Here is a 13,447-nt window from a genome sequence, read left to right as displayed (position 1 = left end):
TCACACTGCGTCCATACGTCGTACTCCGCGACGCCACGGGTGCCCGCCCCGCGGGCGACTCTGTCCTGACTACGATGGGTCGGCGCCGGCGGCTGCAAGGGCCGCCCGGCACCGCCACAGACTCCGGGAAGGCCATGCTGAACAAGTACGCGCGTGCGTTCTTCACGCGTGTCCTCACACCGTTCGCCGCTCTGCTGCTGCGCCTCGGGGTGAGTCCCGACGCGGTCACCCTGGCCGGGACCGCCGGTGTCACGGCGGGTGCGCTGATCTTCTTCCCCCAGGGCGAGCTGTTCTGGGGCACCGTGGTGATCACCCTGTTCGTGTTCTCGGACCTGGTGGACGGGAACATGGCCCGGCAGTTGGGCCGGTCGAGCCGGTGGGGCGCGTTCCTCGACTCCACGCTCGACCGGGTGGCGGACGCGGCGATCTTCGGCGGTCTGGCCCTCTGGTACGCGGGCGGCGGCGACAGCGTGGTGCTCTGTGCGGTCACCATCTTCTGCCTGGCCAGCGGCCAGGTGGTGTCGTACACCAAGGCCCGGGGTGAGAGCATCGGACTGCCGGTGAAGGTGAACGGACTGGTGGAACGGGCCGAGCGGCTGGTCATTTCGTTGGTCGCGGCGGGCCTCGCCGGGCTGCACAAGTTCGGCGTTCCGCACATCGACATCCTCCTGCCGATCGCCCTGTGGATCGTCGCCGTCGGGAGTCTGGTGACGCTCGGCCAGCGTATGGTCACCGTACGCCGGGAGGCGGCCGATGCGGATGCCGCCACGGCGCAGGGGAGCGAGGCGACATGATGCACCGGATCGCGCACCAGATCAGCGACGGGCTGTACGGGCTCGGCTGGAGCACGGTCAAGCACCTGCCCGAGCCTCTCGCGGTACGGCTCGGGCAGCAGATCGCCGACATCACGTGGCGACAGCGCGGCAAGGGCGTGCTGCAGCTGGAGGCCAATCTGGCACGGGTGGTGCCCGACGCCTCGCCGGAGCGCCTGCGGGAGCTGTCCCGCGCGGGCATGCGGTCCTACCTGCGCTACTGGATGGAGTCCTTCCGGTTGCCGGCGTGGAGCGCGGAGCGGATCGCGGGCGGCTGCGACATCAAGGACATCCACCTGCTGGAGAAGGGCCTGGCGCAGGGCAGTGGAGTGATACTCGCCCTCCCTCACCTCGCGAACTGGGATCTCGCCGGGGCCTGGGTCACCACCAAGCTCGGCGTGCCGTTCACCACGGTCGCCCAGCGGCTCAAGCCCGAAACGCTCTACGACCGGTTCGTCGCCTACCGCGAGGGCCTGGGCATGGAGGTCCTCCCGCACACCGGCGGCACCGCCTTCGCCACGCTGGCGCGCCGACTGCGTGACGGCGGCCTGGTCTGCCTGGTCGCCGACCGCGATCTGTCGGCCTCCGGCGTCGAGGTGTCCTTCTTCGGCGAAACCGCGCGGATGCCCGCAGGCCCGTCCCTGCTCGCCCAGCAGACCGGCGCTCTGCTGCTCCCGGTCACCCTCTGGTACGACGATTCGCCGGTCATGCGGGGGCGGATCCATCCGCCGATCGAGGTCCCTCGGACCGGCACCCGGGCCGAGAAGACCGCAGCGATGACCCAGACGCTCGCGGACGTCTTCGGGGCGGGCATCGCGGACCACCCGCAGGACTGGCACATGCTGCAGCGGCTGTGGCTGAAGGACCTCGAGCCGCGCCCCGACGACCTCGACGGCGGTTCGGCCGAGAGCTGAAGGAACGGAGAAGCCGTGCGGATCGGGATCGTCTGCCCGTACTCGTGGGACGTCCCCGGAGGCGTCCAGTTCCACATCCGGGACCTGGCCGAGCATCTGATCCGGCGAGGCCACCAGGTGTCCGTACTGGCCCCGGCGGACGACGACACGCCGCTGCCGCCGTATGTCGTCTCGGCGGGCAGGGCCGTGCCGGTGCCGTACAACGGCTCGGTCGCCCGGCTCAACTTCGGCTTCCTGTCCGCCACCCGGGTATGGCGCTGGCTGCATGACGGCGACTTCGACGTGCTGCACATCCACGAGCCGACCTCACCGTCCCTCGCCCTGCTCTCCTGCTGGGCCGCTCAGGGCCCGATCGTCGCGACGTTCCACACCTCCAACCCGCGCTCCCGCGCGATGATCGCCGCGTACGCGATTCTGCAGGCCGCGCTGGAGAAGCTCAGTGCGCGGATCGCGGTCAGCGAATACGCGCGGCGCACTCTGGTGGAACACCTCGGCGGTGACGCGGTGGTCATCCCCAACGGCGTGGACGTCGGCTTCTTCGCCGTGGCGGAGCCCAAGCCGGAGTGGCAGGGCAGCACCATCGGCTTCATCGGGCGCATCGACGAACCGCGCAAGGGGCTGCCCGTGCTGATGAAGGCGCTCCCCGCGATCCTCGCGAAACACCCGGAGGCCCGGCTGCTGGTCGCCGGGCGCGGCGACGAGAAGGAGGCCGTCGCCGGACTGCCGGCCGAGATGCGCGAGCGCGTCGAGTTCCTCGGCATGGTCAGCGACGAGGACAAGGCCCGGCTGCTGCGCAGTGTGGACGTCTACGTGGCGCCCAACACCGGGGGTGAGTCCTTCGGCATCATCCTGGTCGAGGCGATGTCGGCGGGGGCCCCGGTGGTCGCCAGCGACCTGGACGCCTTCGCCCAGGTGCTGGACGGGGGAGAGGCCGGGGAGCTGTTCGGCTGCGGGGACGCCAATGCGTTGGCGGCGGCCGTGGTGCGGTTGCTCGGCGACCCGGACCGGCGAGCGGAACTGCGTCAGCGGGGCAACCGGCATGTACGGCGCTTCGACTGGTCGACGGTCGGGGCGGACATCCTCGCCGTCTACGAGACCGTGACCGACGGTGCGGCCTCGGTGGCCGCCGACGAGCGCACCGGCGTGCTGGCCCGCCTCGGTCTGGTCCGGGACTGAGGCCTTCCGGACCGGTTCGCCGACTGGGCTGGTGCCGAACCGTCCGCAACCTGCACGGCGTGCGAGGGCCCCGGGCGGTATCCACGGCAAGCGACGGTAGCCTTGCCGCCCGTGACCTCGACACTCATCTGGATCGCGGTGGCCCTCGTCGCGATCGCCCTGTACCTGAGCTGGACGGCCGGGCGCCTCGACCGGCTGCACGCTCGTATCGACGCCGCCCGGGCCGCGCTCGACGCGCAGCTGCTGCGGCGCGCCTCGGTCGCCCAGGAGCTGGCCACCTCCGGTGTTCTCGACCCGGCCGCGTCCATCGTGCTGTACGAGGCGGCGCACGCAGCGCGCCAGGCGGAGGAGGAGCAACGGGAGGTCGCGGAGAGCGAGCTCAGCCAGGCGCTGAGGGCCGTGTTCGCCGAAGCTCCTCAGGTCGAGGCGGTGCGGGAGGCGCCGGGCGGCGAGGACGCGGTGGCGGAGCTGGGGGCGGCCGTACGCCGCGTTCCGATGGCGCGGCGGTTCCACAACGACACGGTGCGGGCGGCGCGGGCCTTGCGGCGCCACCGGAAGGTGCGCTGGTTCCGGCTCGCCGGACACGCGCCGTTCCCGCTCGCGTTCGAGATGGACGACGAGCCACCGGCCGCGCTGACGGACCGCATGGCGTGATGCCCCGACGCACCTTCCGCCGGCGGGCCACCGGGGAACGATTGGCCCTTGTCGTCAGGCCGCGATGCGGGGTTTTGTCTGTCGTGTAGCAGTGCGGCGGCCCACCTGGACCGGATGGCCGGTCAGGAACGGGTATCGAACGGGCCTACGATGGGCTCATCGCACTTTCGTCATCGAGTGAGGTCAAACCGTGTCCAGCACGCCCACCAGCACGCCTGTCAACGCTTCCAGCGGGACTCCCGAGACCGGCACCGCGCGCGTCAAGCGCGGCATGGCCGAGCAGCTCAAGGGCGGCGTGATCATGGACGTCGTCACCCCGGAGCAGGCGAAGATCGCCGAGGACGCCGGCGCGGTGGCGGTCATGGCCCTCGAGCGGGTGCCCGCGGACATCCGCAAGGACGGCGGCGTGGCCCGGATGTCCGACCCGGACATGATCGAGGGCATCATCAACGCGGTCTCGATTCCGGTCATGGCCAAGTCCCGGATCGGTCACTTCGTCGAGGCCCAGGTCCTCCAGGCGCTCGGTGTCGACTACATCGACGAGTCCGAGGTCCTCACCCCGGCCGACGAGGTCAACCACAGCGACAAGTGGGCCTTCACCACCCCCTTCGTCTGCGGCGCGACCAACCTGGGCGAGGCGCTGCGCCGGATCGCCGAGGGTGCGGCGATGATCCGCTCCAAGGGCGAGGCCGGCACGGGCAACGTCGTCGAGGCCGTCCGGCACCTGCGCCAGATCAAGCAGGAGATCGGCCGTCTGACCACCCTCGACCACAACGAGCTGTACGCCGCCGCCAAGGAGCTGCGCGCCCCGTACGAGCTGGTCAAGGAGGTCGCGGAGCTGGGCAAGCTGCCAGTCGTGCTGTTCTCCGCGGGCGGTGTCGCCACCCCGGCCGACGCGGCGCTGATGCGTCAGCTCGGCGCTGAGGGCGTCTTCGTCGGCTCCGGCATCTTCAAGTCCGGCGACCCCGCCAAGCGCGCCGCCGCGATCGTCCGGGCCACCACCTTCTACGACGACCCCAAGGTCATCGCGGACGCGTCCCGCAATCTGGGGGAGGCCATGGTGGGCATCAACTGCGACACCCTCCCCGAGGCGGAGCGCTACGCCAACCGCGGTTGGTGATCGGCTGGTCAGCAGTCTTTCCGACTCCCACGGTGGGCGGCCCGCGAAGACCGCGGGCCGTCCACCGGCCGTAGCACCGCCCCCGATCGTTCGTGCATCGTTTGTGCTGAGAGGTCCCCACCGTGTCCACCCCAGTCATCGGCGTCCTCGCCCTGCAGGGCGACGTACGCGAACACCTCGTTGCGCTCGCCGCGGCCGACGCCGTCGCCCGTCCGGTCCGCCGCGCCGAGGAGCTCGCCGAGATCGACGGCCTGGTGATCCCCGGCGGCGAGTCGACCACCATGTCGAAGCTGGCGATCACCTTCGGCCTGCTGGAGCCGCTGCGCGAGCGGGTACGAGCGGGGCTGCCCACCTACGGAACGTGCGCCGGCATGATCATGGTCGCGGACAAGATCCTGGACGGCCGGGACGACCAGGAAACCGTCGGCGGGATCGACATGATCGTGCGCCGGAACGCGTTCGGGCGGCAGAACGAGTCCTTCGAGGCGGCGGTCGACATCGCGGGCATCGGGAGCGGCCCGGTGGAGGGCGTCTTCATCCGTGCTCCGTGGGTCGAATCCGTCGGCGGAGAGGTGGATGTGCTGGCCACCCACCAGGGGCACATCGTGGCCGTCCGGCAGGGCGACGTCCTTGCCACGTCCTTCCACCCGGAGCTGACGGGCGACCACCGGGTGCACCGGTTCTTCGTGGAGATGGTGCAGCGTGCGTAGCACCCGGTTGAGGGTGGTGGGCGACGGGAGGGCGGTGCGGGGTGCTGGGGGTACCCCCACCCAGCGTTAGCTGGGGGACTCGGTCGATGGGCGAGCGGTGCGGCAAGGGCAGCAGGAAAAGGTCCTGAGCGTATCCCGGTAGGATCACAGGAGTTCGCTCGACCAAGTGGTTACGTGAAGGAGACAGGCGGATGTCCGGCCACTCTAAATGGGCTACGACGAAGCACAAGAAGGCCGTGATCGACGCCAAGCGCGGCAAGCTCTTCGCGAAGCTGATCAAGAACATCGAGGTCGCCGCGCGCATGGGTGGCTCCGACCCGGACGGCAACCCGACCCTCTTCGACGCCATCCAGAAGGCCAAGAAGAGCTCCGTGCCCAACAAGAACATCGACAGCGCGGTCAAGCGCGGTGCGGGCCTCGAGGCCGGCGGCGCCGACTACGAGACGATCATGTACGAGGGCTACGGCCCGAACGGCGTCGCGGTGCTCGTCGAGTGCCTCACCGACAACCGCAACCGCGCCGCCTCCGACGTACGCGTCGCCATGACCCGTAACGGCGGTTCCATGGCCGACCCGGGCTCCGTCTCCTACCTCTTCAACCGCAAGGGCGTGGTGATCGTCCCCAAGGGTGAGCTGACGGAGGACGACGTCCTTGCCGCGGTCCTGGACGCGGGCGCGGAGGAGGTCAACGACCTCGACGAGAACTTCGAGGTGATCAGCGAGGCGACCGACCTGGTCGCGGTGCGCACCGCGCTCCAGGACGCGGGCATCGACTACGACTCCGCCGACGCCAACTTCGTGCCGACCATGCAGGTCGAGCTCGACGAGGAGGGCGCGCGCAAGATCTTCAAGTTGATCGACGCACTCGAGGACAGCGACGACGTCCAGAACGTCTTCGCCAACTTCGATGTCGCCGACGACATCATGGAGAAGGTCGAAGCCTGATAGCTCTTTGCGCCTAAGCCGGCGCCTGCTCTCGCGGACCTGGTTGATCGCCGCGGGGATTGCTCAATTGATGGTTGCGGTAAGCGCGCTGCCGGTGGTTGCGCAGCGAGTGTACGGGCCGACGGGACACACCCGTCGGCCCGTCCGGCGTTGTCGGTGGCACCCGATAGCCTGCCCATGACAGTCGGAGATCGTCGCCTGTGGACCGCAACCATCAATTGAGGAACCCCGATGGCGATCAACCACCTCCGCGAGAGCGGGCGGCGGCTTAGCCGCAGAAAGGGGCGGGGCGTTGATGCGCGTGCTCGGGGTGGACCCGGGGCTGACCCGGTGCGGCATCGGCGTCGTCGACGGTGTCGCGGGGCGCAGTCTGCGGATGCTCGGCGTCGGCGTCGTACGGACCCCGGCCGACGCCGACATCGGGGCGCGCCTGCTGCTCATCGAGTCCGGCATCGAGCGGTGGCTCGACGAGCACCGGCCCGAGTACGTGGCGGTGGAGCGGGTGTTCAGCCAGCACAACATCCGTACGGTGATGGGCACCGCACAGGCCAGCGCAGTCGCGATACTGTGCGCCTCCCGGCGCGGACTGCCCGTCGCGCTGCACACGCCCAGTGAGGTCAAGGCCGCCGTCACCGGCAGCGGCCGGGCCGACAAGGCGCAAGTGGGGGCGATGGTCACCCGGCTGCTGCGGCTCGACGCGCCGCCGAAGCCCGCGGACGCGGCCGATGCGCTCGCGCTCGCCATCTGCCACATCTGGCGCGCCCCGGCGGTCAACCGCCTCCAGCAGGCACACGCCGCCGCGCGTCGCACCCCCGCTCCGCCCATCGCTGCGGTCCCGAAGGGCGCCCGATCCGATCGCGGTGAGACACAGTGATCGCCTTCGTCAGCGGCCCGGTCGCCGCCCTCGCTCCAGACCTGGCGGTCGTCGAAGTCGGCGGCGTCGGCATTGCCGTTCAGTGCACTCCGGACACGCTGTCCGGGCTCCGCGTCGGGCAGCAGGCCAGGCTCGCCACCTCGCTCGTCGTACGCGAGGACTCGCTCACCCTGTATGGCTTCGCCGACGACGACGAGCGCCAGGTCTTCGAGCTGCTGCAGACCGCCAGTGGCGTGGGTCCGCGGCTCGCCCAGGCGATGCTCGCCGTGCACTCCCCGGACGCGCTGCGACTGGCCATCGCCCAGGGCGACGAGAAGGCGCTCACGGCCGTGCCCGGCATCGGCAAAAAGGGCGCCCAGCGGCTCCTGCTGGAGCTCAAGGACCGGCTCGGCGAACCGGTCGGCCGTCATGGCGCGGCCGCCCAGGGCGTCGGCAGCGGCGTTACGGCCTCCTGGCGGGATCAGCTGCACGCCGCTCTGATCGGCCTCGGATATGCCACACGCGAGGCCGACGAGGCGGTCTCCGCCGTCGCCCCGCAAGCCGAGGCCGCCACCGCCGAGGGCGCACCCCCACCCGTACCGCAGCTGCTGCGCGCCGCACTGCAGACCTTGAACCGGGCGCGATGAGCCGTCGCGCGCCGGGCCGGGCGGGCGGTCGCCGGGCCGCCGACCGAGAGTGCACCGTGACCGGTGTCAGTGCCCTGCGGCACGATGACGGGCAGCGGTCGGCAGCGCAGGCCGTCCGCCCGCGCACGAACACCCACGCCGGCGGTCCTGCCGCCACGACCCATGAGGCACATCCGTAGTGAACTGGGACGACGAGTCCGCACCCGCGACCACGAACGGCCTGTCCGACGCTGCCGGCCAGGCTGGGGCCGAACGGCTGGTGGGCGCCGCCGCCGACGGCGAGGACCAGGCCGTCGAGGCCGCGCTGCGGCCCAAGGACCTGGCCGAATTCGTCGGACAGGAGCGGGTGCGGGAGCAGCTCGACCTCGTGCTGCGTGCAGCGCGCCGGCGCGGCGGGACCGCCGACCATGTGCTGCTCTCGGGAGCCCCGGGGCTCGGCAAGACCACTCTCTCCATGATCATTGCGGCGGAGATGGGCGCGCCGATCCGCATCACCTCCGGGCCGGCCATCCAGCATGCGGGCGACCTCGCCGCGATCCTCTCCTCCCTCACCGAGGGAGAAGTGCTCTTCCTCGACGAGATCCACCGGATGTCCCGTCCCGCGGAGGAGATGCTCTACATGGCGATGGAGGACTTCCGGGTCGACGTCATCGTCGGCAAGGGCCCGGGGGCCACCGCCATCCCGCTCGAGCTGCCGCCCTTCACGCTGGTCGGTGCCACTACCCGGGTGGGACTGCTGCCGCCCCCGCTGCGCGACCGGTTCGGCTTCACCGGTCACATGGAGTTCTACGAACCGTCCGAGCTGGAGCGCGTCATTCATCGCTCCGCCCGTCTGCTGGATGTGGCCATAGAGCCGGACGGCGCCGCCGAGATCGCCGGCCGCTCCCGCGGCACCCCCCGGATCGCCAACCGGCTGCTGCGCCGGGTCCGGGATTACGCCCAGGTCAAGGCGGACGGCATCATCACCCGTGAGATCGCGGCCGCGGCCCTCGGGGTCTACGAAGTCGACGCCCGCGGCCTGGACCGCCTCGACCGTGCCGTTCTCGACGCCCTGCTGAGGCTCTTCGGCGGCGGCCCGGTGGGGCTGTCCACCCTCGCGGTGGCGGTAGGGGAGGAGCGGGAGACGGTGGAGGAGGTGGCCGAGCCCTTCCTCGTACGGGAGGGGCTGCTGGCCCGTACGCCCCGGGGGCGGATCGCCACCCCGGCGGCCTGGGTACATCTGGGACTCACACCTCCGCAGCACGGCGGTGGCGGTCCCGGGCAGCAGGGCCTCTTCGGAGCGTGACCCCTCCGTGACGGCGCGGAAACTCGCGGGTTCAGGAACCCGGGTGCCATGCTGGGCGTTGTTCCCTAGGCGCGGACTCGCTTAGACTCCGCCGATGCCGTCTTTGCTGGACGGTGTGCCCACCCCCGAATACCAGGCCGCAGCATGAGCGGTCGTGTGAAGGATTTCCGGCCCGTGAATATCGTTACCCTCCTTCCGTTCATCGTGCTGATCGGGGCCATGGTCCTGATGACCCGGTCCGCGAAGAACAAGCAGCGCCAGGCCATGCAGATGCGCGAGCAGATGCAGCCGGGCACCGGCGTCCGCACCATCGGCGGCATGTACGCCACCGTCAAGGAGGTCGGCCACGACACGGTCCTCCTCGAGGTGGCTCCGGGCGTCCACGCCATCTACGCCAAGAACGCCGTCGGCGCCGTCCTCGATGACGCCGAGTACAACCGCATCGTTCACGGCATCGAGCCCGAGGGCGATCTCAAGGTCGACGGCCCGGTCGTTCCGGACGACGCGTCCTCGCTGGTCCAGGACGACGCGCCGGACACGCCGGAGGCTCCCGCCGAGGGCGACACGCCGCGCATCGACCTCGGCAAGTCCGATGGCGAACCAGCCGCCGAGACTGCCGACGCCGAGGCCGAGGCCGACGCCGGGGACGTCAAGGCCGAGGCCAAGGACGCAAAGAAGGACGGCGACGCCGACAAGTAGCCCCTCCAGCGGACCGCGCAGCGCCCCGCGGCCGTGTTCGCTCGACCAAGCGACACGCGCCCGGGCGCGCACCGCGGTCCGCGGACGGTCTAGGCTCCGGCGGGGCACGTCCCCACAACACTTCGTGGCCGCCCGCGTACAACCGGATGCGGGGGCGGTTGGACAGGGAGAAACGAGAAGGTGGCAGGACCGAAGAAGGGGCGGAGGCCCTCGGGGGCCCAGGGCAGGCCGGGGCGCGCCCTGGTACTGATCCTGATCGCCATGGTGGCGCTCACGGCGGGAATGTTCTTCTCGGGGCACACCACGCCGCGACTGGGCATCGACCTCGCCGGCGGCACGAGCATCACGCTCACGGCGAAGAGCGAGCCCGGCGAGAAGAGCGCGATCAACCCGACCAACATGAACACCGCCGTCAGCATCATCGAGCGGCGGGTGAACGGTCTGGGTGTCTCCGAGGCCGAGGTTCAGACCCAGGGCGAAGAGAACATCATCGTCAACATCCCCAGGGGGACGAACTCGGCACAGGCACGGGAGCAGGTGGGCACGACCGCCCAGCTGTACTTCCGCCCGGTGCTTGTCGCGGGCGCTCCCACCACCGCGCCCCAGCCGAAGCCGAGCCCCTCGACCGGCCAGGACAAGGACCAGGCGGGCAGTGAGGAGAAGGCGGAGAACGGCAAGCCCGAGGAGGGCACGTCGTCGGCCTCGCCGTCCTCGAGCCCGACCACGCAGGGCCGTGCTCTCACCGACGCACTGAAGGCCGACGAGTCGCCGTCGCCGAACGCGCCTCCTTCCGCCCCGGTCGGCCAGCCGACCCAACCGCCTGCCCCGAACCCCGCACCCGCGGCCAAGATCCCGCCGGACTTGCAGAAGAAGTTCGCGACTCTGGACTGCTCCACGAAGGAGGCGCGCGCCAAGGCCGCTGAGGGCACGAAGCCCACCGACACCATCGTGGCGTGCGACGACAAGGGTCAGGAGAAGTACGTCCTCGGCCCCATGGAGCTCGAGGGCACCCAGGTGACCGGCGCGCAGGCCCAGTTCGACCCCGGGCAGCGGGGCGAGGGCTGGATCGTGACGCTGAAGTTCGACGAGACGGGCGCCAAGAAGTTCGGGGAGATCACCGGGCGCATCGCCACCCAGCAGCCCAACCGGTTCGCCATCGTCATGGACGGCCAGTCCGTCTCCGCGCCGACCGTTTCCACAGCCATCACCGGTGGCAACGCCCAGATCTCCGGCGGCTTCACTCAGCAGACCGCCTCAGACCTGGCCAACGTCCTCTCCTACGGTGCACTGCCGCTGACCTTCGACGAGTCCAGCGTCACGACCGTCTCGGCGGCGCTTGGCGGCGACCAGCTGCACGCCGGTCTCATCGCCGGCGCCATCGGCCTCGCGCTGGTCGTCCTCTACCTGGTGATCTACTACCGCGGCCTGGCCTTCGTCGCCATCCTCAGCCTGGTGGCCTCCGCAATCCTCACCTACACGATCATGACGCTCCTCGGCCCCGGTATCGGCTTCGCGCTGAACCTGCCGGCCGTCTGCGGTGCGATCGTCGCGATCGGTATCACCGCCGACTCGTTCATCGTGTACTTCGAGCGCATCCGCGACGAGATCCGTGAGGGCCGTACGCTCCGCCCGGCCGTCGAGCGCGGCTGGCCGCGGGCCCGGCGCACCATCCTGGTGTCCGACTTCGTGTCGTTCCTCGCTGCCGCCGTGCTGTTCGTCGTCACGGTCGGCAAGGTGCAGGGCTTCGCCTTCACCCTCGGCCTCACCACGCTGCTCGACGTGGTCGTGGTCTTCCTCTTCACCAAGCCGCTGATGACGATCCTCGCCCGGCGGAAGTTCTTCGGCAGCGGCCATCCCTGGTCCGGCCTGGACCCCAAGCGTCTGGGCGCCAAGCCGCCGCTGCGCCGCAGCCGCAACCGCGCCCCCATCGTTCCGACCGACCCGAAGGAGGCGTGAGATGTCGCGACTGGGCAACATCGGCGCCAGGCTCTACCGCGGTGAAGTCGGCTACGACTTCGTCGGCAAGCGGATGATCTGGTACGGCATCTCGATCCTGATCACCATCACGGCGATCATCGGCCTCGGGGTGCGCGGTCTGAACATGGGCATCGAGTTCTCCGGCGGTGCCGTCTTCACCACCCCGAAGACCAGCGTCTCGGTCTCCCACGCCCAGGAGGAGGCCGAGAAGGCGTCCGGGCACGCCGCCATCGTGCAGAAGCTCGGCGAAGACAAGCTGCGCATCCAGATCAGCGAAGTCGACACGGCGAAGGCCGACCAGATCCGCGAGAAGCTGGCCGAGGACTTCAAGGTGTCAGCCGAGGACATCAACGCCGAGCTCGTCGGCCCCAGTTGGGGTGAGCAGATCGCCAACAAGGCCTGGCTGGGCCTCGGGATCTTCATGGCCCTGGTGGTGGTCTATCTGGCCCTCGCCTTCGAGTGGCGAATGGCCATGGCGGCTCTGGTCGCCCTCATCCACGACCTCACGATCACCGTCGGCATCTACGCTCTCGTCGGTTTCGAGGTCACCCCCGGCACGGTCATCGGTCTGCTCACGATCCTCGGTTACTCCCTCTACGACACTGTCGTGGTCTTCGACGGCCTGAAGGAAGCCAGCCGCGGCATCACGAAGCAGACCCGCTGGACGTATAGCGAGATCGCCAACCGCAGCCTCAATGCGACCCTGGTGCGCTCCATCAACACCACCGTCGTGGCCCTGCTGCCCGTCGCCGGTCTGCTGTTCATCGGCGGTGGCGTCCTCGGGGGCGGCATGCTCAACGACATCTCGCTGTCGCTGTTCGTCGGCCTGGCAGCCGGTGCGTACTCCTCGATCTTCATCGCCACTCCGCTCGTCGCCGACCTCAAGGAGCGCGAGCCGGAGATGAAGCTCCTGGCCAAGCGGGTGCGTTCGAAGCGGGCTTCGGCGGCCGCCAAGGCCGAGCGCGAGCCCGGGAGCCCGGCGCAGGACGACGTCCCCGAGGACGGCGAACCCGAGGACGAGGAGCCGGCGGGCGTTGTCGCCCAGCGCGCTCAGCCTGCATCGCGCAACCGCGGCCGCGGCCGACCGTCGGGCAAGCGTCGATGACCGCCGTACCGCAGCAAGGGCTGCAGGACCTGCTGGCCAGTCGCATCCGCGATGTGCCGGACTATCCGAAGCCCGGGGTGATGTTCAAGGACATCACCCCCCTGCTGGCCGACCCGTCGGCCTTCGGCGCGCTCACCGACGCGCTCGCCGAGCTGTGCGCGCGGCACGGTGCCACCAAGGTCGTCGGTCTGGAGGCACGCGGTTTCATCCTCGCGGCGCCGGTGGCGATCCGGTCGGGGCTGGGCTTTGTTCCCGTCCGCAAGGCGGGCAAGCTGCCCGGGGCGACCCTGTCGCAGGCGTACGAGCTGGAGTACGGCACCGCGGAGATCGAGGTGCACGCCGAGGACCTGGCGCCCGGTGACCGGATCATGGTGATCGACGATGTGCTGGCCACCGGCGGCACCGCCGAGGCCTCGTTGCAACTCATCCGGCGGGCCGGGGCGCAGGTGGCCGGGGTGGCGGTTCTGATGGAGCTCGGCTTCCTCGCGGGCCGTGCGCGTCTGGAGCCCGCCCTCGAGGGCGCCCCGCTGGAGGCCCTGATCACGATCTGA

14 protein-coding genes are annotated in these 13,447 nt (G+C 70.3%); all 14 read left to right on the top strand.

The features are described 5' to 3' along the window. Positions 1 to 134: 134 nt before the first annotated feature. The 14 genes from pgsA to ACTWQI_RS04210 all read left to right on the top strand — a co-directional run bounded on the left by pgsA (position 135) and on the right by ACTWQI_RS04210 (position 13,447). Positions 135 to 794: a phosphatidylinositol phosphate synthase gene (pgsA, locus tag ACTWQI_RS04275; protein ID WP_443267913.1), complete on the top strand. Its 660-nt coding sequence runs from the start codon at positions 135 to 137 to the stop codon at positions 792 to 794. Beyond that, on the top strand, positions 794 to 1,726 hold the full coding sequence (locus ACTWQI_RS04270) for a phosphatidylinositol mannoside acyltransferase (RefSeq protein ID WP_443267910.1): 933 nt from the start codon (positions 794 to 796) through the stop codon (positions 1,724 to 1,726). The genes pgsA and ACTWQI_RS04270 overlap by 1 nt, the downstream gene beginning before the upstream one ends. A 15-nt stretch (positions 1,727 to 1,741) precedes the next feature. Beyond that, positions 1,742 to 2,902, top strand: coding sequence for a glycosyltransferase family 4 protein (locus ACTWQI_RS04265; protein WP_443267571.1), 1,161 nt, complete (start codon positions 1,742 to 1,744; stop codon positions 2,900 to 2,902). Positions 2,903 to 3,013: 111 nt separating this feature from the next. Further along, a complete protein-coding gene (locus tag ACTWQI_RS04260) occupies positions 3,014 to 3,556 on the top strand; it encodes a hypothetical protein (RefSeq protein ID WP_443267569.1) in 543 nt (180 codons plus the stop codon). 190 nt (positions 3,557 to 3,746) lie between these two features. Beyond that, complete coding sequence (pdxS, locus tag ACTWQI_RS04255) at positions 3,747 to 4,676, top strand: pyridoxal 5'-phosphate synthase lyase subunit PdxS (RefSeq protein ID WP_443267566.1); 930 nt, start codon at positions 3,747 to 3,749, stop codon at positions 4,674 to 4,676. A gap of 122 nt (positions 4,677 to 4,798) precedes the next feature. Further along, positions 4,799 to 5,386 (top strand): pyridoxal 5'-phosphate synthase glutaminase subunit PdxT, encoded by a 588-nt coding sequence (pdxT, locus tag ACTWQI_RS04250; RefSeq protein WP_443267564.1) that lies wholly within the window; start codon positions 4,799 to 4,801, stop codon positions 5,384 to 5,386. Positions 5,387 to 5,577: 191 nt separating this feature from the next. After that, a complete protein-coding gene (locus tag ACTWQI_RS04245) occupies positions 5,578 to 6,330 on the top strand; it encodes a YebC/PmpR family DNA-binding transcriptional regulator (RefSeq protein ID WP_443267562.1) in 753 nt (250 codons plus the stop codon). Between the two features lie 295 nt (positions 6,331 to 6,625). Continuing rightward, a complete protein-coding gene (ruvC, locus tag ACTWQI_RS04240; protein WP_443267560.1) occupies positions 6,626 to 7,204 on the top strand; it encodes a crossover junction endodeoxyribonuclease RuvC in 579 nt (192 codons plus the stop codon). Next, positions 7,201 to 7,830 (top strand): Holliday junction branch migration protein RuvA, encoded by a 630-nt coding sequence (gene ruvA / locus ACTWQI_RS04235; RefSeq protein WP_443267558.1) that lies wholly within the window; start codon positions 7,201 to 7,203, stop codon positions 7,828 to 7,830. The genes ruvC and ruvA overlap by 4 nt, the downstream gene beginning before the upstream one ends. A gap of 178 nt (positions 7,831 to 8,008) precedes the next feature. After that, entirely contained in the window at positions 8,009 to 9,115 is a 1,107-nt protein-coding gene (gene ruvB / locus ACTWQI_RS04230; protein WP_443267556.1) for a Holliday junction branch migration DNA helicase RuvB, read from the top strand. A gap of 174 nt (positions 9,116 to 9,289) precedes the next feature. Then, entirely contained in the window at positions 9,290 to 9,814 is a 525-nt protein-coding gene (gene yajC, locus ACTWQI_RS04225) for a preprotein translocase subunit YajC (protein ID WP_443267554.1), read from the top strand. A gap of 180 nt (positions 9,815 to 9,994) precedes the next feature. Next, positions 9,995 to 11,770, top strand: coding sequence for a protein translocase subunit SecD (secD, locus tag ACTWQI_RS04220; protein ID WP_443267552.1), 1,776 nt, complete (start codon positions 9,995 to 9,997; stop codon positions 11,768 to 11,770). A 1-nt stretch (position 11,771) separates the two neighbouring features. Continuing rightward, positions 11,772 to 12,896: a protein translocase subunit SecF gene (gene secF, locus ACTWQI_RS04215; protein WP_443267550.1), complete on the top strand. Its 1,125-nt coding sequence runs from the start codon at positions 11,772 to 11,774 to the stop codon at positions 12,894 to 12,896. Then, positions 12,893 to 13,447, top strand: a complete 555-nt coding sequence (locus tag ACTWQI_RS04210) for an adenine phosphoribosyltransferase (protein ID WP_443267548.1) — start codon at positions 12,893 to 12,895, stop codon at positions 13,445 to 13,447. The genes secF and ACTWQI_RS04210 overlap by 4 nt, the downstream gene beginning before the upstream one ends.

The sequence above is a fragment of the Streptomyces sp. KR80 genome, assembly GCF_052245555.1.
GTDB lineage: Bacteria > Actinomycetota > Actinomycetes > Streptomycetales > Streptomycetaceae > Streptomyces.
Note: the sequence above shows the minus strand (reverse complement) of the source record. Positions and strands in the feature narration are given on the sequence as shown.